Below are 20,296 nucleotides of genomic sequence, written 5' to 3'. Positions count from 1 at the left end.
TTATCACCCATTTCATTTCGATCTCTGATCAACTTGAGAATCTCGGATCCTGAACATAGGGCTCCTTTCTCATTTTAATTACCTCAAGGGTAAAACATCCAAACTCTTCTACTACTTTGGCGTATAAACGGTAAACCCCTTTTCCCCTAAAGCTATATTTTCGAGCAATTTGAGGAAACAAAACAGCATCAAAAACACTCCCCTGTTGGTCTAAGAATGTCGCGAAGTACATTATATCCCCCTTAACCGTACGTGAAGGTTTAATGGTAACCAAATAACCATAGATATCCACACGTCGATATGCCTGGGTTTCAAAATCCATCGCTACACGTTTGTTTTCAACGGGATTCAAAAGGAGTGTAAAGGGAGAATCTAAACAAAAACCTAAAAGTTCTATCTGGTCAAAGGCAGCCTCTAAGGCAGTAGTTTTTAGCTCTGGAATAGTATGGGAAGACTGATTGACTGCAAAGAGACGCTGCTGCGCTTCGAAACGCTGTAAATGTCCCAGAGCAAAATGAGCCTTCCATAACAACTCATATTTGTCAACGCCAGTAAAAGCAAAAGATCCAATACGAATTAAAACTGAAAGTGATTCTATAGAAATTGTTACTCTATCAAGGAAATCTTCCAGAGACAAAAAATCTCCTCCACGATCCCGTTCGTTTAAAATCCGTAGGCCTACTCTATTTTCAAGGTCCTTAAGATTCTCCAGACCCAAATAAAGATCTTTCCCATAAATCACATTCTCAATGCGACTTCGATTAATACATGGTAAGTGAATACGAGCACCCTGCATCCGTGTCTCATGAATATAGATTTCTCTTTGATAGAATCCTCCTGCGTTATTTAGAACAGCAACCATATATTCCAAAGGAAAATAGGCCTTTAAATATAAGCTTTGATAACTTTCCACAGCGTAAGAAGCTGAATGTCCCTTAGCAAAACTGTAACCCGCAAAACTTTCAATTTGATTCCACACCTCTAAAATAACTTTATCTTCATATCCTTTTTCCCGACAATTCGACATAAACTTTTGTTGTACACTTACAAATTCCTTACGACTTCGGTACTTTCCACTCATCCCTCTACGGAAGACATCAGCCTCGGCAAGACTTAAACCCGCAAAATAATGAGCCACCTTAATCACGTCCTCCTGATAAACCATAATTCCATAAGTCTCTGGCATTAATTTCAACAACACAGGATGTGCTTCCTTAGCCCGAGACGGATCACGATGTCTAAGGATGTATTCTCGCATCATTCCACTTTGAGCTACACCAGGACGAATCACTGAACTAGCTGCTACAAGTGTCAAATAATTATCCACCTTGAGCTTCTTCATCAAAAGACGCATCGCAGGGGACTCGATATAAAAACACCCCATACACTCTCCAGATTCTAGCAACCCCTTAATCCGATCATCTTTTTTCAATATAGAGATATCATGAATATCCAATACCTCCGCCTCAGGCTGGTTGTATCGAATCACATCTAGGGTTTCTCGTATTTTAGAAAGACCCCGCTGTCCAAGGATATCAAATTTATAGAGCCCCACATCCTCAGCAATGTGCATATCAAATTGCACAGTCGAAAAGCCTTTGGGTGGCAGAAAAGTTGCTGAAAAGCACTGAAGTGGTTGTTCACTAATCAGTATACCAGAGGAATGCACGCTCACATAATTTGGAAATCCTTCAATGAGACTTCCGTATTTTAGCACCAACTGCGAAGTAGTATCGAGTTCAGAGGCATTAAAGTTGCCCTTGCTCAACCTATCTATGTCCTGCTTAGGCAATCCGAATACCTTTCCTAGTTCACGTACCACTCCCCTGTAATTAAAAGTGACATAAGCTCCCATTAGAGCAACATTTTGAAAACGGTTAAAGATATAATTAGTAACATCCTGCCTGTCCCTCCAAGAAAAATCAATATCGAAATCGGGAGGACTGCTACGGAAAAGATTTAAAAAACGCTCAAAGTACAAATCCAGCTCCAAGGGATCCACATCAGTAATCCCCAATAAGTAAGCCACAATACTATTTGCTCCACTCCCCCTACCGACGTGGAAATACCCTTGAGATTTCGCATAGGTGACAATATCCCAGTTGATCAAAAAATAAGCGACAAAGTCCATTTTATAAATCAAATCCAACTCTTTTTCTACCCGCTTTAAAGCCAAAGAGCTATTCTGGGGATATCTGTATGAAAGATTTTCAAAACACAGTGCACGTAATTTATCACGATCCTCTTGCTTTGTATTAAAGTAGGTGGCTTGATTCTGCATTTTAGCCCTAGGACTAAAGTCAAAATGAATGTGGCAATCTTGAAGTAGCCGCTGGGTGTTATTTAAAATAAAATCATACTGCTCAAAGGCTAAGGAAAGATCTGAAACAGACAGCATCTGGTGATCCATAGAAGCAACCTGCGAAGGAGAGAGTTTACTAAGTAAGGTGTTATTATCAATAGCACGAAGCAATCGATGCGCATTAAAATCCCGTTTATTCCTAAAGGTAACTGGTTGCAGAACAATTAGTTTATCCCTATAATGAAGATACCCTGAGAAAGGAAGCTTTCGCAGATCGCTTACAGAAATCCCTATATACTCGTGCTCCGCAAAATCAGTAAGTCCCATCAATAATACCTTCTCAAAGGGGTACACGAAATAGGTCTCTTTTAAATCAGGAGCCCGATCTGGAAAATCCTTCTTTTGGTGTAAATACAGGGATAAAAAATCATTTAACTGCTTATATCCATAATTGTTTTTTGCAATGCCTACATAATGTTGTTCCACTTGGTTTCTAAAATCAATCCCCACAATAGGTCGAACTCCAAATTCTGGGGCCTTTCTAATAAAATTAAGACAAGCGGAAGTATTGTTAATATCTGTCAGGACCAATTCTTGAATCGCATTTTCCCGAGCCAAGTCAAGTAAATCCAATTCAGAAAAAGTCCCAAACCGAAGACTGTAATAAGTGTGACAATTCAAATACATTATTGCTTGCGATGTGCTAAAATAATAGGTGGATCACCATTGAACGGATTGGTCATCCTCCCGATGGTCCTTACGCCCATAGAAGTCGCTCTGATAACACTTCGGTCTCCATAACGCTCCCGTATCTTATCCAAGGCTTGATAAAGACGTATGCTTTGTTGGGTGTCTTCAAAAAGGTTAATCTGGTAATGTCCATGAACCAAATGTGTAAAACGCACCCCAATAAGACGAACAAGTAACCTTCTATTGTACAATTGATTAAAAAGATCCTGAATCGCAGGAATCAAAATATGATCTGCACTAGTATAGGGAATCTTCATTTGCTTAGAACATGTCTGAAAATCGGAATAGCGAAGTTTGACACTCACGCAAGCAGTCAGCTTTTCACCTCTTCGAAGCTGAAATGCCAGGTTTTCGGTCATCGCTGTAAGAATAGATCTCAGGCGGTAAACATCTATGGTATCACGATCAAAGGTTCGCTCGGTAGATATGGATTTACGTTCCGAATAGGGAGTAATAGGAGTATTATCCACTCCATTGGCTCGATTCCAAATGGTCAATCCGTTTTTTCCCAGAACAGTAGACATCATATCCCTGGGCATTTCCTGCAGGGTTCTTATCTGTTTAATCCCAAGGTTTCGAAGGGTGAGATAGGTCTTATCACCAACCATAGGGATTTTCCTAATAGACAAAGGAGCCAAAAAAGGTTTTTCTAAACCAAAGCCGATTTTCAATTGATTGTTCGGCTTAGCTTCTCCAGTGGCTACCTTAGATACTACCTTATTTACAGAAAGTCCAAAAGATATGGGCAGACCAGTCTCATTAATGATTCGCTTTCGAAGTTCAGAGGCATATTTATAAGAACCAAAAAACTTATCCATTCCAGAGAGGTCTGCATAAAATTCATCAATCGAAGCCTTTTCAAAAAGAGGCACCCCTTCTTTAATAATTTCAGTGACAAGCTCTGATTGCTTGGTATAGGTACCCGCATTACCCTTAATCACAACAGCTTCAGGACATAAGTTTCTAGCCATTTTCATAGGCATTCCACTGTGTACTCCAAAAGCTCGAGCTTCATAACTACAAGCAGCTACCACACCCCTATCAGAAATCCCTCCCACTAATATAGGGCGCCCATTTAAGCGAGAATCTAATAAACGCTCTACAGAAACAAAAAAAGTGTCCAAATCAAGATGCAGAATCGTTCTATTCATAAAATTGGAATATTTCCAACAAAATTATGGAATATTTCCAAACTCAGCTATTCTAAGCTGTTAAATTTATACATCAAATACCTAGGGAGAAAACTAAATTAAAAGCGGCATTATTTAACGCAAAAGAGCCATTTGAGGTTCAAAGTCAAGACTGATAGAGTTCATACAAAATCGTTTATAGGTCGGGGGTGGACCATCATTGAAGATATGACCAAGATGAGCATCACAACGTCCACAAAGCACCTCAATACGATGCATTCCAATAGAGTTATCCTCTTTATAGGTGACGCTATTTTTTCTAATGGGTTCATAGAAACTAGGCCAACCACAATTACTTGCAAATTTAGCATCTGATTTAAAAAGTGCATTTCCACAAGCCGCACAATAATAACTTCCTTTAGTATCGCTATTCCAATACTTTCCCGTAAATGGACGTTCTGTATCCTGCTCTCTTGCCACGGCGTAAAGATCCTCAGGTAATATTTTTTTCCATTCGGCATCCGACACATCTATCTTAGTGGTATCGGTAGTTGAATAATAAGGATTGTTTTCATGTCCCTTATCTGAGCGTATATTTTGGCCATAACTTCCCGCGCATATCAGTGCAAATAAAATACCTAAAATTATTGTTCTCACTCCCATTGCCTTATTTTTTTAGTTTGTCTTTAAAAATTTCTTTAAACCTTTCCAGCTCTGGCTGAATTACATATTGACAATAACTTTGATTCGGATTATTCTCATAGTATTGCTGATGGTAATCCTCGGCGATGTAAAATTTTGTAAATGGATTTACTTGAGTAACAATCGGTTTATTGTATATCAATTGCTGGGTTAAGGTATTTATATAATATTCTGCCTTTTCTTTTTGAGAGTTATTGTGATAGAAAATTGCTGAGCGATACTGAGTTCCCACATCATTACCCTGACGATTCAGTTGTGTGGGATCGTGAGATAAGAAGAAAGCCTCCAATAATTCATCATAAGAGATAACACTAGGATCAAACACAATATTACAAGCTTCGGCATGACCAGTGGACCCCGTCAACACCTGTTTGTAGGTTGGATTCTTAAGATGTCCTCCTGTATAGCCTGAGGTTACCTTTAAAACCCCCTCCAATTGTGAAAATTTAGCCTCAACACACCAAAAGCAGCCCGAGGCAAATGTCGCAGTATCTTTTTGTTGTATTACAGCATTTAAAGAAGGTAAATCAACCTGCTTTGGATAGGGATTTGGAATCGCCCCAGAGATACTGTAGAAAAGTAATGCACCCAATAAAAGTAATTGATTTCTCATGGTTTAAGTTTTAAGAATTCTTCGATAAGGATCCCCAAGTTTAAAAATACTAACTAAAACACCCCTTAAGTAGAAGCACCAACTATCGTACCAATCTTTTAATGTTAACACCTGTTAACAAGATCAAAAACAATCAAGTAAACCCTTTTTAAAAAACCAATGAATTATCGCATTTAATGTTGCCTTACATTTTGATTTCAAACAAACAAACTGGTACATTGCTGTAGTGGTCAGGCAGTCCCTTGGTATCTGAAAGCTCCACAATACCTAAAAAATCAAAGCCCGAATGCTTATAGTGCTGTATGAGTTTTTTATTATTACCAGTGGTATCAAGTCTTACAAAATCCTTTCCGTGTTGCTTTGCATATTCCTTACTCCATTCTACAATTTTTGTCACAAAATTATTCCCTCTAAAATTCGGGTTTGTTGCAATTCTATGGATGTATACGGCCGCATCTTTGCCGCTATTTTCCCAGATTTGATCATCAGAAAATGTGATAGCCCAAACACAAGCAACTTCCCCATCCATGCTTATTTTCCACTGTCTGTTATCGCGAATCTCACTCTCTATAAGTGCTCGATCAAACTCGGGCCAGATGGTAACCTCCTTTTTGGCTTTCTGAAAATCAGAAGCAATTTTGTACAGGCGAAAAATTTCATCGATATCCTGCATTGAACAATTACTTATTCTCATCTTTAAATTAGTTAAATTCTGCTTTGCTTTGCTTTTCTAAGGGTTATCTTCATATGATTATGTGCAATACCAGCCTCTTCGAAGGAGTCCCCATATACCTCAAAACCTAGTTTAGAATAAAAATCCACAGCATAATCTCTTGAATGACAACTGATTTCTGAAAGACCATTTCTTTTGGCAAATGAAATCATTTCTTCGACAATGAGCTTACCTATCCCCCTTCCCTGAAGGTTGGTGTCAACGGCCATTTGCATTAATTGCGCGCGTTCTGGTTCCTCATTTAAAGGGACTAAAATAGCGCATCCAACAACTCGGTCATCTTCAAGAGCAACAAAATGCCAAGATTTATGGTCATGCATCTCCCAAGCTCCATCTTTCAGACCAATAGGACGTAACAAAATTCTATTTCTCAGTTCCCTCATCGATTGGTAATGAGGATCATCTGTAGAAATTGTTTTTACCGTTATCATTTCTTATTCATTTTAAATTACATTTCGTATATTACTTGACAAAAGCAAATATAATTAAAATTGCTTGACAAAAGCAACAAAATTTGATCAAATGGATGAAATGGAAATCATACATACAATCCGAGCCTTCAACAGAAACTATGTAAGAAGTATCGGACTCTTAGAAAAAACAATGCTTAACTCCGATTATTCGCTAACAGAATCACAAATACTTTTTATAGTCCATCAACAAAAAAAAACAACCGCGACCGATATCAATAAAATCCTAAACCTTGATGAAGGCTACTTAAGTCGTATCATTAAAAAACTAATATCCAAATCCTTATTGACCAAAAAGCAATCCCCTGTAGACAAACGCTGCTATGAAATAATGATGACTAAAAAAGGGATTAAAGTACAAGAGAAGCTCGATCAGCTCTCTACAGAATCTGTTCGGAGAGTCATTTCAACTCTTGCTGTGGAAGATAGAACAGAACTCGCACTATTGTTTAATAGAATCATGAATATGTTATACAAAGACAAATCCACCTCATCCATAAATTAGTGCTGTAATTTACATCTATTGGCATCTTAGGTTAATGATTTTACAAGTCTTATACCAGAGAATTGCCACCTTTGGTGGGACTTAAAAAAATTACGGTAAGTATTGCGACTATGACCTTTCGAAGTGGCTACACTAGCGCCTCGCAATACCATTTGGTCTACCATGAATTTTCCATTGTATTCACCAATCGCTCCTGGTGCTTTTTTAAATCTAGGGTATGGTAAATAGGCGCTTTGAGTCCACTCCCATCGATGACCCCATTCCAATGATTTACTGGCAATCTCCCATTGGGCTTCTGTTGGCAATTCCATACCCTTCCAAGCTGCAAAGGCAGCCGCCTCGTAATAATTTACATGACAAACAGCCTGCTTACCCTCCATCTCCTTTAATCCATTTAAGCCAAAGACCATCCACTGTCCGTCTATAAAATACCAATATAAAGGAGCTTTGACATTATTAGAATTGACCCAATCCCAACCTGCGGCATGCCAAAATCTAAAATTCTCATATCCTCCATCTTCCATAAATTCTAGATATTCCTTATTACTCACAGGATAGGGATCAATCTCGAATGCATCCAAATATACCTGATGCCTACCTAGCTCATTGTCAAAACAAAAACCTTCACCTTGAAATCCGATCTCAAAGACACCCTCAGAAAAACTTAACTCTTTCACCTGTTCCCTAATAATCTCATCGAAAACCTTTTTATCGCTGTACACAGGAAAAAGAGGATTGTGTCCAAGAATATATTTAATATCCATATACAAAAGTTCCTGGTGCTGTTGTTCGTGATGGATTCCTAACTCCAGGATATCTTTTAGCTCACTTTGAGCACTTACATCTTTGAAAAGCAATCGCATATGTTCATCTACATAATGTCTATAAGAATATATTTCAGACACAGATGGACGACTCAGATTCCCTCGATCGGTTCGAATAACGCGCGCTCCAACGGTCTCATAATAACTGTTAAACACATAATTATATTTGGGATCAAAAACTTTGTAACCCTTTAAATTTGGAATAAGGATAAAGGTTTCGAAAAACCAAGTCGTATGACCTAGGTGCCACTTTGGAGGACTGACATCTGCTATTGGTTGAACAACATAATCCTCAATTTCTAAAAAAGAACAAATGTGCTCTGTACTCTGTCGAACGAATTCAAAATTTTTAAGTAACTCTTGTATTTTATTTTCTATTATTGTAGTTGACTCCATAAGCGTAAATTTAAAATTCTTATTCTCGTTTTTCCCAAATAGCATCTACGAACCACCCATTGGAATCTGCTATCATTCCTACGGTTTTAAATCCCGTCTTTGCCGCCAAATCACAGATACCATTTAGGTCATATTTTTGTGAAATTTCCATTTGGATGACTTCATTTTTTTGAAAGTGGATCTGATTCTCCCCGATGCAAACCTGCTGCTGATTTAAACTCACTAAAAAACTTCTACACGCACCACTTATCGGGTCATACACCGGATAATGCTCAAACTGATCCACGACAAAATCGGCATCAAGCTCGCGATTAATCCGCTCTAATAAGTTTAAATTAAACTGTGATGTAATCCCTGAGGTATCATTATAAGCCGCTAAAACTTTTTTAGGATCCTTCTTTAAATCAAATCCAACCAGCAAAAGATCTTTTGGTGAGAGTAAGGATTGTAACTCACCACAAAATTCATTTGCCTGTGGAAGTTCCATATTTCCAATATTGGCTCCAAGAAAAAGAACCACTTTTCGTCGTTTAGAGCTATAACATGCCTCAGCTAACATTTCGACATATTCTCCTTGAAAACTTTGGATTTCCATCCCTGGCAATTGATCATTCAAAGATTCACTCAAATACTCTAGAGCCGATTTAGAAATATCAATAGGCATATAGGTGAAATTCGTCTTGCTGTGAAATAAATAATCTAGTAAATGTTTTGATTTAAAACCATCCCCAGAACCCAATTCAATAAGGTCAAATTCCTCATTATGTTGAGTTATAAGTTTGGCAAGTTGAGCTGTTTTATGTTGAAAAATATCAAGTTCACAATCCGTTAAATAGTATTCTGGTAGCTTCATTATCTTTCTAAACAGTTCAGTGCCTACCTCATCATAAAAGTATTTTGGTTGTAGTTCTTTTGGACTAGCCTTTAAACCATTTAAAACATCCCTCTTAAATCTAATTATTGAATCTTTCTCTGATACGCTAGCCGTTGTATTTATTAAATGTCTTTCCACCTTTAATTGAAGTTTTTTCTTGCTTTTGCTTCTTCTGTAAATTTATCCGTAAATAAAATTACGGCTTTTCTTACATTTCAAGGTTCTCTATCCAAGAAGCTTTTGTTAATTTTTTCAAAATGAATCAATTAACTTATTCCTTTTGCTCTTGAGATAGTATTAGGGAAAAACACTCCATTTTTTAGACTCGAGTATGTCTTTTAAACAACGTTTACAAATACAAACAATTACATCATAAATCACATTTCTTAGTAATGGATTCTGATTAACCTTTCTCAATCAGTGGCATGAGCTCAGTCCCAATAAGTTCAATCGAATCTAATAATTGGCCATGGGTTAAGCCTGCATTATCCATTTGGAAAGTAAACCTATCGATTCCTCCAAGGGCTTCGCTATGTCTTAATATCTTTTCGGCAGCCTGCTCAGGGCTTCCAACTACTAAAACCCCTGACGGACCTATAAGTGAATCAAACTGTTGTTTAGTTACAGGTGGCCACCCCCGTTCCTTACCTAGTTTAGTCCATAATTCTGCATATCCAGGATAATAGTCACTGATGGCTTTCTCGTTTGATTGTGCTATATAACCAGGTGAATGGAGTCCAACCTTTAATTCATCAGATGAGAATCCAGCTTTCGCCCCAGCCTCACGATACAAATCAACCAAAGGACGAAAACGCTCGGTTTCTCCTCCAATGACCGCTACCATTAAGGGAAGACCTAAGGAACCTGCACGCACAAAAGAACCTGGGGTACCTCCCACCCCTAACCAAATTGGAAGTCTTTCTTGTAAAGCTCTAGGGTAAACAGGTTGGTTGTTTAGCTCTGGTCTAAACTTTCCACTCCAAGTTACAAATTCGTGATCCCTTACCTGAAGTAATAAACCTAATTTTTCGGCAAAAAGTGAATCATAATCATTGAGATCAAAACCAAAAAGAGGAAAAGCTTCCACGGCAGAACCTCGTCCAACCACAAGCTCGGCACGCCCCTTAGAAATTAAATCAAGCGTTGCAAAACTCTGATAAACTCTAACGGGATCATCGGTGCTCAATACCTTAACTGCACTACCTAGACGAATCCGACTGGTTCTGGCCGCCGCAGCAGACAAAATTACAGCAGGAGCGGAATCCAGAAATTCCTTTTTATGATGCTCACCAATACCATAGACATCGAGTCCAGCTTGGTCTGCCTTAACAATACGATCGATTAACTCCTGCATGGCATCAGCACTACTTAGTTCCCTGCCATACATTGCAGAGGCAAAACTATCAATTCCAATTTCCATTTGTTTGTTTTTACTGTTTTAAGAACATTTCAAAGTTTAGTCGTACCGTTTAAAGAAACCTTAGGCTTTGCCCTTGAAGATACAAAATCAATTTCAGCCAAAGAAATGCCGAACTCTAGTGCTTAGCATATTAATAATATTAAATCATAATTTGCAATTAACGGCATATAGATTCGATGGAGGTTCTGTTGCAACTACAAAACTCCTTTGAATAACAGGAACAAATGTGCATTAAAAAAGGACCTTAGAGTGGCTATAAAAAATCCCACCCACTTTTTCAAATGGATGGGATTGTTTACAAATTTAATTTCTAAGTTAATCAACAAGGCTTTTTAAAGCAGAGCCAAAGAAGAAATAACTGGTGTTACCCGCAATGGTTCCCTCGTTTTCGCCCCATAAAAATGGCCAATCATCATAATTTTCAAAATGATCAGGTTTTCTAAACAACACCCCTGGAGCAACATTCCCTGGAATAAATGAGAAGTCTGCACGATTGTTTCCGTAAAAAACAGCTTTTGGACGTGTAGCGCCAACAGTTGCCACAAAGGAATAATTATGGTATGGATGACAACCAAATAACCAACTCGCCGCTTTAAAAGCGTGATCAGACTCGATAATGTCAGGGAAATATTTATTAGCCCAGATCACGTTGGTTCCAAAATTCTGTATCATCCCATTGCCTGCCCAATTTCCAAGTCCAATAGGGACGCCATATGGATTGTCCTTTTCTAATTCCAAAATATAATCCTTGTATTTCAACATATATGGTCTTAGTTTTTCTTTAAAGGCATCATCCATGTGAGGTATCCCTTGTAATGCTGAAAAGATTACAAAACTGACATTTTTATCGAGTGCTGGCCAAAGAAGTTCTAGGTACTTGTCTGCGTATTGTTGTTCACCAGTGGAGATATACAATTGTAAGTTAGTAGAAACATCTGCAGCACCTCCTCTCCATCCAAAACGACGCGAATCAGGCTTTTCCTCCAGTAATTTTGTCGCTTCTTTTAGCAGTCTTTTAGATTGTTCTAATGCTCTATCCGCCAGGTCATCATTATATCCTTTTAAGGCTCTAGATACAGAGGCAAACATTGTTGCAGCCCACATATCACGTGAAGGATCACGGGTTGTAAACACCCACATATCATCCTTAACACCACTAGACAACCCATCGGAGGCTACCTCATAAGGACCTAGTTCTGGATTATAAGGAAGTCCATCGGTAATAGAGGCCGCATCTCCTAGGTGATGATAATTATAAAGTACGGAATTCGAGAGCGTTAAAGCCATATGCCCCAGAATTTCTGCCTGAGCTACCAGTTGTTGAGCACCGTGCTCGATAAATTGTAACATATCTGGTGTTCCATCTTGACGATGAAGCTCTACATAACGCTGATCTTGGTCCACAAAAGTTTGATCTCTTTGTGGTTTGAAGCTTTCCCAAATCCTTACAAAGTTTTGAACTACGCTGATATTAGCTCCAGTCTCAATATCGAAATCACCTGCATCAAAAAACCCTCCTATGTTCAAACCTGGAACTAACTCTCCTCCTTTGTATTTTGTGTCAGTAGTCGGTCCTTGCCAGTGCATATCAAAGTGGTCCGTATTTGGTGGCGCTTGGCGGTAACCTTCTTTAAATGGTTCTCCATGCCACACTCTGTACCCTTCTCTAACAAACATATGATTCATGTGAATAGGAATCCAATTATCGCTCGTAGCATTGGTAATCTCATCATAAACGCTATTGTCGATGATAAAGTTATTGGTTTTAACATCCCCATATTGGATATAATATATGCCTGGTGTGGTTAGGGAAGAAAAATCGAACTTAGCATATTGATACTTGTAGTAATCCCCCCAAAGTTCTACATCTCCAGTGAAAACAGTTGAGCTACTTCCGTCTGTATTTATTTTAACGATAGATGCCTTTGATTCTACCTGATCATTTTTATCGAGTTCAATAACGGACACCTTTGGCTGGGTTGGAATATAACCTACTTGTGATAATCCTACATTTGGTTCTCTTATCCATCCTTCTATAGCATTAGGCTCAATGGTCCAGGTTAAAACCTTCCCAGTCTTACCTTTGGGGAGTATACTACGTACTACATACCAACCGTTTTGCGCTAAAGCACGGCCATCAAATACCATTAATTCAACATCCTCAGAAGTGATCTTTACCCGTCGTTCGGGATCCTCTGGAGCCATTAAAAGGCTATGACCCGTCTCAAGTGGAAGTGGTTCGATGAACCTACCTGTCCCTCTGTCATCAGTTGTACTATAACCTTTAAATTGTTTTAGCTTTTCACTATTAGGTTTTGTGGTGTTGGACCCAGCCACATACCTTGAAAAACGATTCAAACGTCCATCCATAAGGTAGGTTTTACTCCAATACTTTGATGGAAGGAATTCCAAATTAAAACCCGCTTTCCCTTCGAGCTCCTCTGGAACAGGCTCTTGTAAATAAACAGAGAGTTCCACAGCATTTCCTTTAGCGGTTACCACCACTCGAGATTCAAAGTTATAATCTTCAAATCGTAAAACTGCTTCGATACTTTGCGAGCTGCGGTCTACCTTGCGATTTAAAACCTCTGGCACCAAATCCCATTGTTCTGGCGCACTCGAGAGTCGTACTGCACCTCCTTGGGCAGTTCTCACCCCGTGCATAATCATTTCTATTCCAGCGTTCTTTTCATCGTTAAATCCGCCATTAAAAATATTGCTGTACACTAGTACATTGAGCCCTTGCTTCTCAAAATACTCAAGGTCATTTATTTTTAATTCTTGTCCTATGGCGTCTTTTGGAACTGATAGAAACACAATTACAAAAGACACAAATAATAATCTCATCATTGGTTTGGATTGATAAATTAAATATTAATTCAAGTGCTTATATTAAAGACCTAGTTCAGGCTTAATAAAACTCATTAACGCTCTATCATGGTTGTGTATAATCTTGCTTTGATTATCAAAGTACATGGTGTTACCATTTTCTTTAGTATAAGTATCCCATTGTGGTAATTTACCTTCTACATTTGGGTTACCCGTTTTTGCAAAATTTAGCCACGCATCACTCATCTTATCTGATAATGCCCATGCCTCTTCTGTATCGCCAGTCCAACCTGGTCGTAGATCTACATTATAGAAAGCCAGGGGAATGTCCAGTCCATGAAAAGAACCTTTAGAGGCGTTGTCTACTTGACTTTTCCATGCTAAAAAGTAAACGTATAATGGAGCAGAAGATTCATCTGCTCTGGCATCAGCAGTTCTAATGGTAAATGGTCTAAATACCGTATCGACAGAAAGTAAATCCTGAGGGGTGTAGTCCGGGTATGCCTGGGCATATAATTCGACATACTGATTTGTTTTATCCCCATATGTTTTTTTCAAACGCTCTTTGGCTTGTTCTAAAGTGAGGTCTTTTTCACCATAAACCGTTGGCATCAATTCATTAAGAGTACTACCAATCATAAGTGGAATATCTTTGGACATATCTGGAAATCCAGGACTAAAAGGCTGCTGAATTAGATCGACGCCATCTTGTGATGGTGCAAAACCAAACATTTCAGGTGAACCTGGCTTTCGTTCACCGTTTATCTCAGCGACAGCTTCATGACCAGCCTTTACCAAATCAGCATAGTCCACATTGGTAATTTTATCCACTTGGTCAGGAGAAATTTCCAACTTTTCTAAAACTGCTAAACCTAGTTTCTGAGATTTTTCTTGTGTCATCACATTAATAAGGGTTCCACTTTGAATAATACTTTTATGGAAGAGTCCTTTTGCAGCTGGCATTCCCATTAAAGTACCCACTTTGCCTCCTCCACCAGATTCACCCAGTATCGTTACATTATTCGGATCTCCTCCAAAAGAGGCGATATTATTATTAACCCACTCCAATGCTTTAACCACATCTAGCATTCCAACATTTGCTGAATGAGCATACTTTTGATCTGCGGCGGATAAATCTAGAAACCCTAGAATATTTAGACGATGGTTCACAGATACCACAACCACGTCTCCTTTTTCAGCTAGAGCTTTACCGTAGGTCATAGGATCATTACTGCTTCCAACAAAGAAACCTCCCCCATGTAACCAAAACATCACTGGACGCTTTTTTGAATCTGATATTCCTTGAGTCCATACATTGACGCTAAAGAGCTTTTCTTCATCCATATTCGACTCATCAATCCATTCTACTACCTGTTTGGCAACTGGCCCAAATTCATTACACTCCCGCACATCATCCCAAGGTACAGGATCCTCTGGAGGCATGAATCGATCAGCTTGGGCATATGGAATTCCTTTGAAGGCGTAAACACCGTTGTCAAGGGTTCCAGATACCTTACCCGAATTGGTTTCAACAATTGGAATTTCTTCTTCTACAGTTTTCTCCTTTGCCTTTTCTTTACATCCTGTAATACAGAACAACGACACAGCCAGACTGCTTAAAATAAGTTTTTTGAAAGTTTTCATGTTTAATGTTTATGGTTAGTAATAGTTAATGGTGTGCTTTAAGGCAATTCATATACCTCACCATTTCAATCGGTGTTATATTCACTTTTAAAAATGATTTGTTTTAATCCTCAGGGATATTCCCTAGAATTAAAGGTATCGGCGGATCTCTCCCTATTTGTTTTTCTATTTGCATACATCCTTAATCTTAGTTTGATGGAATCGCAATTCGGCAAAACTTTAAATGAAAGACATATTTGTTAGCCAAGAACTCCTATTAGAGCTCCCAGTATTGGTTATAAGTGATGTAATATGGAGTTGTGCGAGCAGTTAAAAGACGGGGGAATATACATCAACTGATGTATTCATCTCTAGCGTAGACTATCCAAACTCATCAAAGATCACCATGTCAAACTTTAAAAATTCAGACCCATCGTCCGAAGACTGGGAATGCGATTCTTTTTTTGAATTAGAAACCTGGAAGGAATTTATGTGCTATAGATATAGCTTATAACCACCCCATGAATTCTAAATCAAAACGATATGGATGCTAGTTTGGATTGATATTACAAATGTAAAGAACACACTTTAATTTGAGAAAAACTAAACATTGCTTTAGAATTTCTCTACTTAAAACGAAATAACTCAAAAATAATTGGACAATTATCAAATGTTTTAAAAGGAACTATGGATTACTAGGCCGACATAAATGTGAATGAAATTTTATTAGAATAAGCTTTTAATGTTAAAAAGTTGTACGATCAATGTACTGATTTCCAACAAATCCCCGAGTTATGAGGATCTTTATGATATCCAAATAGATTTAATATTCACAAATTCATGGATTCCATAACTGGAAAGTTCTCTTCCATATCCACTATTTTTAATACCACCAAAAGGTAGTCTAGGATCTGAAACCACTAGTTTATTTACAAAGCTACTTCCGGCCTGAAGTTGAAGTGCTACTTTTTCACCGCGCTCATTATTTGAAGTAATCACACCAGAACCAAGACCAAATTGAGAATTATTAGCCAGATCGATGGCATGCTGTTCATCCTTGGCACGGACCACCGAGGCCACTGGTCCGAAGAGTTCATTATCAAAAGCCTCCATTCCAGGGGTTACATCGGCCAGTATTGTTGCAGGGTAATACGCTCCTTTACCTTGAGGAATAGTCCCTCCTATGACCAGACGCGCACCTTGAGCAATACTTTTTTCAACCTGCTGGTGTAACTCATCTCTTAAGTCTATTCTAGCTAAAGGACCATAATAGGAAGATTCCTCCGTAGGATCTCCCATAATGGCGGCTTCCATTTTTTTACTAAAAAGTTCTAAAAACTTCTCATATACCTCCTGCTGAACGATAAAACGTTTTGCTGCAATGCAGGTTTGTCCATTGTTTTGTAATCTACCCAAAGTGGCTAGTGTCGTTGCCTGGTCTAGATCAGCATCATCCAAAATTAAATAGGCATCACTTCCTCCAAGTTCCATTACGGTTTTCTTCAAGTTTGCGCCTGCGATAGAAGCTACAGAGCGCCCAGCTGCATCACTACCTGTTAGAGTAACAGCTACCACATTTGGATTTTCAATTACCCCTTTAACATCATTAGATCCTATATTAAGATTGGTAAATATTCCATCAGGAAACCCAGATTTTCTGAAAGCTTCTTCTAAGGCCAAAGCACAACCCTGTACATTAGAGGCATGCTTAAGCACCCCAGTATTTCCAGCCATAATGGCTGGTGCTGCAAAGCGTATCACTTGATAAAATGGAAAATTCCATGGCATTACAGCTAGAACTACTCCCATTGGTTGAAATGCAACATAGCTTTTTTGTGCCTCAGTTTCAACAGCTCTATTACTTAAAAACTCCTCTGCATGATCTGCATAATAATGGCAAATCCATGCGCATTTTTCAATTTCTTTCCTAGCTTGAGCGATGGTCTTTCCCATTTCCTGAGTTGCTAATTGAGCATACCTTTCTTTACTGTTCTCAAACTCATTCCCAAGAGCATTAAAAAGTCTAGAGCGTTGTTCGAAACTAGTATTTTTCCATAATTTAAATGCAGAATGGGATTTATTAAGTTTGTCGGCAGCCTGAGCGGCGTCAATTCTAATATATTCATCAATTTTTTCTCCAGTAGCCGGATTGATCATTGTTACAGTTGCCATAATTGCTGTTTATTTTTTGATGTTTTTTGAATATTCTTTTATCAACACATTGAGTATTTCATGGTTCAAGGAATAGTCTACCGCCAGATCTATCAGGTGTATTCCTTTAGAGGCCAAAGCAACCTCTAAGTTCTCTTTAAATTCTTCAACAGAGGTTGGACGGTATCCAGTTAACCCGAAACTTTCTGCATATTTAACAAAGTCAGGGTTGGTATAACTCAATCCATACTTGGCAAATCCTTCATCCTTTTGTTTCCACTGAATCATTCCGTAAGCGTTGTCATTTAAGATAATAACCACAAGATCCAAATTCAGTCGCTTTGCAGTTTCAAGTTCTTGTGAGTTCATCATAAATCCACCGTCTCCATTAATTGAAATCACTTTTTTATCCTGGTTTAATTCTTTTACCATAATAGCCGATGGTAAACCAGCTCCCATTGTGGCAAGAGCATTATCAAGTATTAGACTGTTTTGCACATAGGCAGGATAATTTCTAGAAAACCAAATTTTATACATCCCATTATCTAGTGTAATTATTCCATCTTGGGGAAGAGTTTCTCGAACGATCTTAACAACGCGCTGCGGCAACACTGGAAAACGATCGTCATGTTCATATTTGGAAAGATGACTAGCTACGTTTTCTTTGATCCTTTGAAAAAACTCCGTATCCCAACTCATCGCAATAGGTTTCAAAGCGATGGTTAATTGGGTTAAGTTACTAGCGATATCTCCAATTACGTTGAGTTGAGGGAAGTAGACCGCGTCGACTTCTGCAGGGAAAAAATTAAGATGGATCACTTTACGCCTTTGCTCGGGCTGCATAAAAAACGGTGGTTTTTCAATCGTATCATGACCCACATTTAAAATAAGGTCTGCACCATCAATAGCCTCATGAAGAAAGTCATCATCCGATAAGGCGGCAGTTCCGAGGTATAAAGGATGACGCTCATCTATAATCCCCTTTCCCATTTGGGTGTTGAAAAAAGGAATCCCTATGGTGTCAACAAAAGTAGTCAGGGCATCACTGGCTCTTTTTCTATTGGCTCCAGCTCCAATTAACAAAAGTGGTCTTTGTGCATTTTTAAATAATTCCGCAGCCTGATTTATGGTTCCAACACCGGCAAAAGGAATTTTGTAATCAACAACATCAAATAACCTTGGTTGTTCCACCTGTTCTTTTGCTATATCTTCTGGGAATTCAATATGGACAGCACCAGGTCTCTCTTGTTGAGATAACCGGAATGCTTCTCTTATTACCGCTGGTATATTAGCACTATGGGTGATCTGCTTGGTGTATTTAGTCAAAGGTTGCATCATCTCAACAACATCCAAGATCTGAAACTTTCCTTGTTTGCTCGTTTTTATAGGTTTTTGCCCCGTTATTACAACTAAGGGCATTGCCCCTAATTGCGCATAAGCCGTGGGTGTTACCAAATTAGTAGCTCCAGGTCCCAAGGTAGAGAGACATACTCCTGGCTTGCCCGTCAGACGTCCATAGGTAGCAGCCATAAAACCTGCCCCCTGTTCATGGCGTGTTAAAACAAATTTAATCTTTCCCGACTTACGAATGGACTCTAAGAAATCTATATTTTCTTCTCCTGGAAGACCAAAGATATACTCCACTGCCTCATTTTCTAAAGCCTTGACAAATAGATCTGATGCTTTCATGTTAAACTAATTGTTTATTAATTTTTTCTAGAAACTATAATCATTTTAAAACATTACTATTAAATCAGGAAAGTTTAGTTATGCTAAAGTTAGTGAATTTTTACAACCACTGGGGTATAGAAAAACAGGGATTACAAAATACATTAACTCTATAAATAGCTATTTTTGACGCTTTTCAATATAAAATCAAATTCTTGGATTAATTTAACAAATAGAGCATTACTATGTCGTAGCACCTAATACAAAGTACATACCATTTAAATCACCATTAATTAAAACTTGCTCTGAATTCCTTTGGTGATTGATTGGTCTTTTTCTTAAATAATTTGCTAAAAGATTGGGAATGCTCAAAGCCTAATTCGAAGGCAATTTCTCCAATGGATAAATCTGTAGTTGTTAATTTTTCCTTAGCATTTTCTATCAACTTCTCATGTATATGTTGTTGGGCACTTTGACCTGTAAGAGAGCGAAGCATATCACTTAAATAACCAGGAGAAATTGATAAGTTCTCAGCGAGATAGTGCACTGAAGGAATACCTTTGTTTATTGTTTTTTTATCTTTAAAGTAATCGTTCAAAATAACCTCCATTTTCTCAAGTAAAGTGTTATTGGCTGCTTTACGAGTTATAAATTGCCTTTTATAGAAGCGATTTGCATAATTTAGAAGTAGTTCTATCTGCGATATGATGACGTCCTGACTAAATTCATCAATGCTGTGGTTTAACTCATCTTCGATAATTCTAAAAAGAGAGAGAATGATATCTTTCTCTTTATCCGATAGATGCAGAGCCTCGCTAGTGGCGTAAGAAAAATAACCGTAATGCTTAATGCTTTTAGCCAATGGGTAATTCAGAAAGAATTCTGGATGAATTAATAGGGTTATTTGTCTGTTAACACACTGCTTTTCAAAAGCGGTATCTGTTGATCGATCATGACCGATAATTTGGTTAGGAGCCGCGAAAAGCATTCCTCCATCTTGAAAGTCAAAATAAGTCTGTCCGTATTTTACCGTCCCACCTAAGTTAGGTCTAAAAGATATTTTGTAAAAACTTAAAATATGCGAGTCCTTTGGAGGTTCAAAGTTTAACTGATAATCAATCCCATTAATTAGCGTAATAAGTGGGTGTTGCGGAGCAGGCATGCCTGATGCCTTCATAGCCTGAGCTAAAGATTTAAATTTCTGCGGGATTTGAATATTTTTCTTCACTTTAAAAATTGTGATTTTACTTACAACAGTACCTCAAAGGTAATTAATATTTCTTTTTTTTAATTCAGCCAATACGAC

The 20,296-nt window shown here is 38.2% G+C and carries 15 protein-coding genes; 1 reads left to right on the top strand and 14 read right to left on the bottom strand.

The genetic code is table 11. The features are described from left to right. Window positions 1-28: 28 nt before the first annotated feature. From I215_RS02085 to I215_RS02060, 6 genes are all read right to left on the bottom strand, one after another. Complete coding sequence (locus tag I215_RS02085) at window positions 29-2,989, bottom strand: DNA polymerase III subunit alpha (RefSeq protein ID WP_008990291.1); 2,961 nt, start codon at window positions 2,987-2,989, stop codon at window positions 29-31. Beyond that, window positions 2,989-4,203 carry a DNA polymerase IV gene (gene dinB, locus I215_RS02080; protein WP_008990290.1) on the bottom strand — a complete coding sequence of 405 codons (1,215 nt, stop codon included), beginning with the start codon at window positions 4,201-4,203 and terminating at the stop codon, window positions 2,989-2,991. The genes I215_RS02085 and dinB overlap by 1 nt, the downstream gene beginning before the upstream one ends. 114 nt (window positions 4,204-4,317) lie before the next feature. Next, window positions 4,318-4,845 (bottom strand): peptide-methionine (R)-S-oxide reductase MsrB, encoded by a 528-nt coding sequence (gene msrB, locus I215_RS02075; RefSeq protein ID WP_008990289.1) that lies wholly within the window; start codon window positions 4,843-4,845, stop codon window positions 4,318-4,320. Window positions 4,846-4,849: 4 nt separating this feature from the next. Continuing rightward, on the bottom strand, window positions 4,850-5,497 hold the full coding sequence (gene msrA / locus I215_RS02070; RefSeq protein ID WP_008990288.1) for a peptide-methionine (S)-S-oxide reductase MsrA: 648 nt from the start codon (window positions 5,495-5,497) through the stop codon (window positions 4,850-4,852). A gap of 184 nt (window positions 5,498-5,681) precedes the next feature. Further along, window positions 5,682-6,191: a GNAT family N-acetyltransferase gene (locus I215_RS02065; RefSeq protein ID WP_040459724.1), complete on the bottom strand. Its 510-nt coding sequence runs from the start codon at window positions 6,189-6,191 to the stop codon at window positions 5,682-5,684. An 11-nt stretch (window positions 6,192-6,202) separates the two neighbouring features. After that, the gene (locus I215_RS02060; protein WP_008990286.1) at window positions 6,203-6,661 is read right to left on the bottom strand and encodes a GNAT family N-acetyltransferase; all 459 of its coding nucleotides are present in this window, start codon (window positions 6,659-6,661) and stop codon (window positions 6,203-6,205) included. Window positions 6,662-6,752: 91 nt separating this feature from the next. Here I215_RS02060 and I215_RS02055 point away from each other — a divergent pair, with 91 nt between their 5' ends. After that, window positions 6,753-7,205 carry a MarR family winged helix-turn-helix transcriptional regulator gene (locus I215_RS02055; RefSeq protein ID WP_040459721.1) on the top strand — a complete coding sequence of 151 codons (453 nt, stop codon included), beginning with the start codon at window positions 6,753-6,755 and terminating at the stop codon, window positions 7,203-7,205. A 26-nt stretch (window positions 7,206-7,231) separates the two neighbouring features. Here the strand turns inward: I215_RS02055 and egtB are convergent, their stop codons facing one another. The 8 genes from egtB to I215_RS02015 form a co-directional block, all read right to left on the bottom strand. Beyond that, a complete protein-coding gene (gene egtB / locus I215_RS02050; protein ID WP_040459719.1) occupies window positions 7,232-8,425 on the bottom strand; it encodes an ergothioneine biosynthesis protein EgtB in 1,194 nt (397 codons plus the stop codon). A 19-nt stretch (window positions 8,426-8,444) separates the two neighbouring features. Then, window positions 8,445-9,437 (bottom strand): L-histidine N(alpha)-methyltransferase, encoded by a 993-nt coding sequence (locus tag I215_RS02045; RefSeq protein ID WP_008990283.1) that lies wholly within the window; start codon window positions 9,435-9,437, stop codon window positions 8,445-8,447. A gap of 265 nt (window positions 9,438-9,702) precedes the next feature. Beyond that, window positions 9,703-10,719, bottom strand: a complete 1,017-nt coding sequence (locus I215_RS02040) for an LLM class flavin-dependent oxidoreductase (RefSeq protein ID WP_008990282.1) — start codon at window positions 10,717-10,719, stop codon at window positions 9,703-9,705. A 315-nt stretch (window positions 10,720-11,034) separates the two neighbouring features. After that, entirely contained in the window at window positions 11,035-13,569 is a 2,535-nt protein-coding gene (locus I215_RS02035; protein WP_156800176.1) for a cellulase N-terminal Ig-like domain-containing protein, read from the bottom strand. A gap of 42 nt (window positions 13,570-13,611) precedes the next feature. Further along, entirely contained in the window at window positions 13,612-15,192 is a 1,581-nt protein-coding gene (locus I215_RS02030; RefSeq protein ID WP_008990280.1) for a carboxylesterase/lipase family protein, read from the bottom strand. Window positions 15,193-15,975: 783 nt separating this feature from the next. After that, window positions 15,976-17,343, bottom strand: coding sequence for an NAD-dependent succinate-semialdehyde dehydrogenase (locus I215_RS02025; RefSeq protein WP_008990279.1), 1,368 nt, complete (start codon window positions 17,341-17,343; stop codon window positions 15,976-15,978). Between the two features lie 9 nt (window positions 17,344-17,352). After that, window positions 17,353-19,011, bottom strand: coding sequence for an acetolactate synthase large subunit (locus I215_RS02020; protein ID WP_008990278.1), 1,659 nt, complete (start codon window positions 19,009-19,011; stop codon window positions 17,353-17,355). A 268-nt stretch (window positions 19,012-19,279) separates the two neighbouring features. After that, window positions 19,280-20,218, bottom strand: coding sequence for a helix-turn-helix domain-containing protein (locus I215_RS02015; protein ID WP_040459717.1), 939 nt, complete (start codon window positions 20,216-20,218; stop codon window positions 19,280-19,282). Window positions 20,219-20,296 lie beyond the last annotated feature (78 nt).

The organism is Galbibacter marinus, from assembly GCF_000300875.1.
GTDB lineage: Bacteria > Bacteroidota > Bacteroidia > Flavobacteriales > Flavobacteriaceae > Galbibacter > Galbibacter marinus.
Note: the sequence above shows the minus strand (reverse complement) of the source record. Positions and strands in the feature narration are given on the sequence as shown.

Excerpts from the sequence above, each read along its gene's own strand:
- I215_RS02085 (WP_008990291.1), bottom strand. The coding sequence starts at position 2,989 with ATGTATTTGAATTGTCACACTTATTACAGTCTTCGGTTTGGGACTTTT.
- dinB (WP_008990290.1), bottom strand. The coding sequence starts at position 4,203 with ATGAATAGAACGATTCTGCATCTTGATTTGGACACTTTTTTTGTTTCT.
- msrB (WP_008990289.1), bottom strand. The coding sequence starts at position 4,845 with ATGGGAGTGAGAACAATAATTTTAGGTATTTTATTTGCACTGATATGC.
- msrA (WP_008990288.1), bottom strand. The coding sequence starts at position 5,497 with ATGAGAAATCAATTACTTTTATTGGGTGCATTACTTTTCTACAGTATC.
- I215_RS02065 (WP_040459724.1), bottom strand. The coding sequence starts at position 6,191 with ATGAGAATAAGTAATTGTTCAATGCAGGATATCGATGAAATTTTTCGC.
- I215_RS02060 (WP_008990286.1), bottom strand. The coding sequence starts at position 6,661 with ATGATAACGGTAAAAACAATTTCTACAGATGATCCTCATTACCAATCG.
- I215_RS02055 (WP_040459721.1), top strand. The coding sequence starts at position 6,753 with ATGGATGAAATGGAAATCATACATACAATCCGAGCCTTCAACAGAAAC.
- egtB (WP_040459719.1), bottom strand. The coding sequence starts at position 8,425 with ATGGAGTCAACTACAATAATAGAAAATAAAATACAAGAGTTACTTAAA.
- I215_RS02040 (WP_008990282.1), bottom strand. The coding sequence starts at position 10,719 with ATGGAAATTGGAATTGATAGTTTTGCCTCTGCAATGTATGGCAGGGAA.
- I215_RS02035 (WP_156800176.1), bottom strand. The coding sequence starts at position 13,569 with ATGATGAGATTATTATTTGTGTCTTTTGTAATTGTGTTTCTATCAGTT.
- I215_RS02030 (WP_008990280.1), bottom strand. The coding sequence starts at position 15,192 with ATGAAAACTTTCAAAAAACTTATTTTAAGCAGTCTGGCTGTGTCGTTG.
- I215_RS02025 (WP_008990279.1), bottom strand. The coding sequence starts at position 17,343 with ATGGCAACTGTAACAATGATCAATCCGGCTACTGGAGAAAAAATTGAT.
- I215_RS02020 (WP_008990278.1), bottom strand. The coding sequence starts at position 19,011 with ATGAAAGCATCAGATCTATTTGTCAAGGCTTTAGAAAATGAGGCAGTG.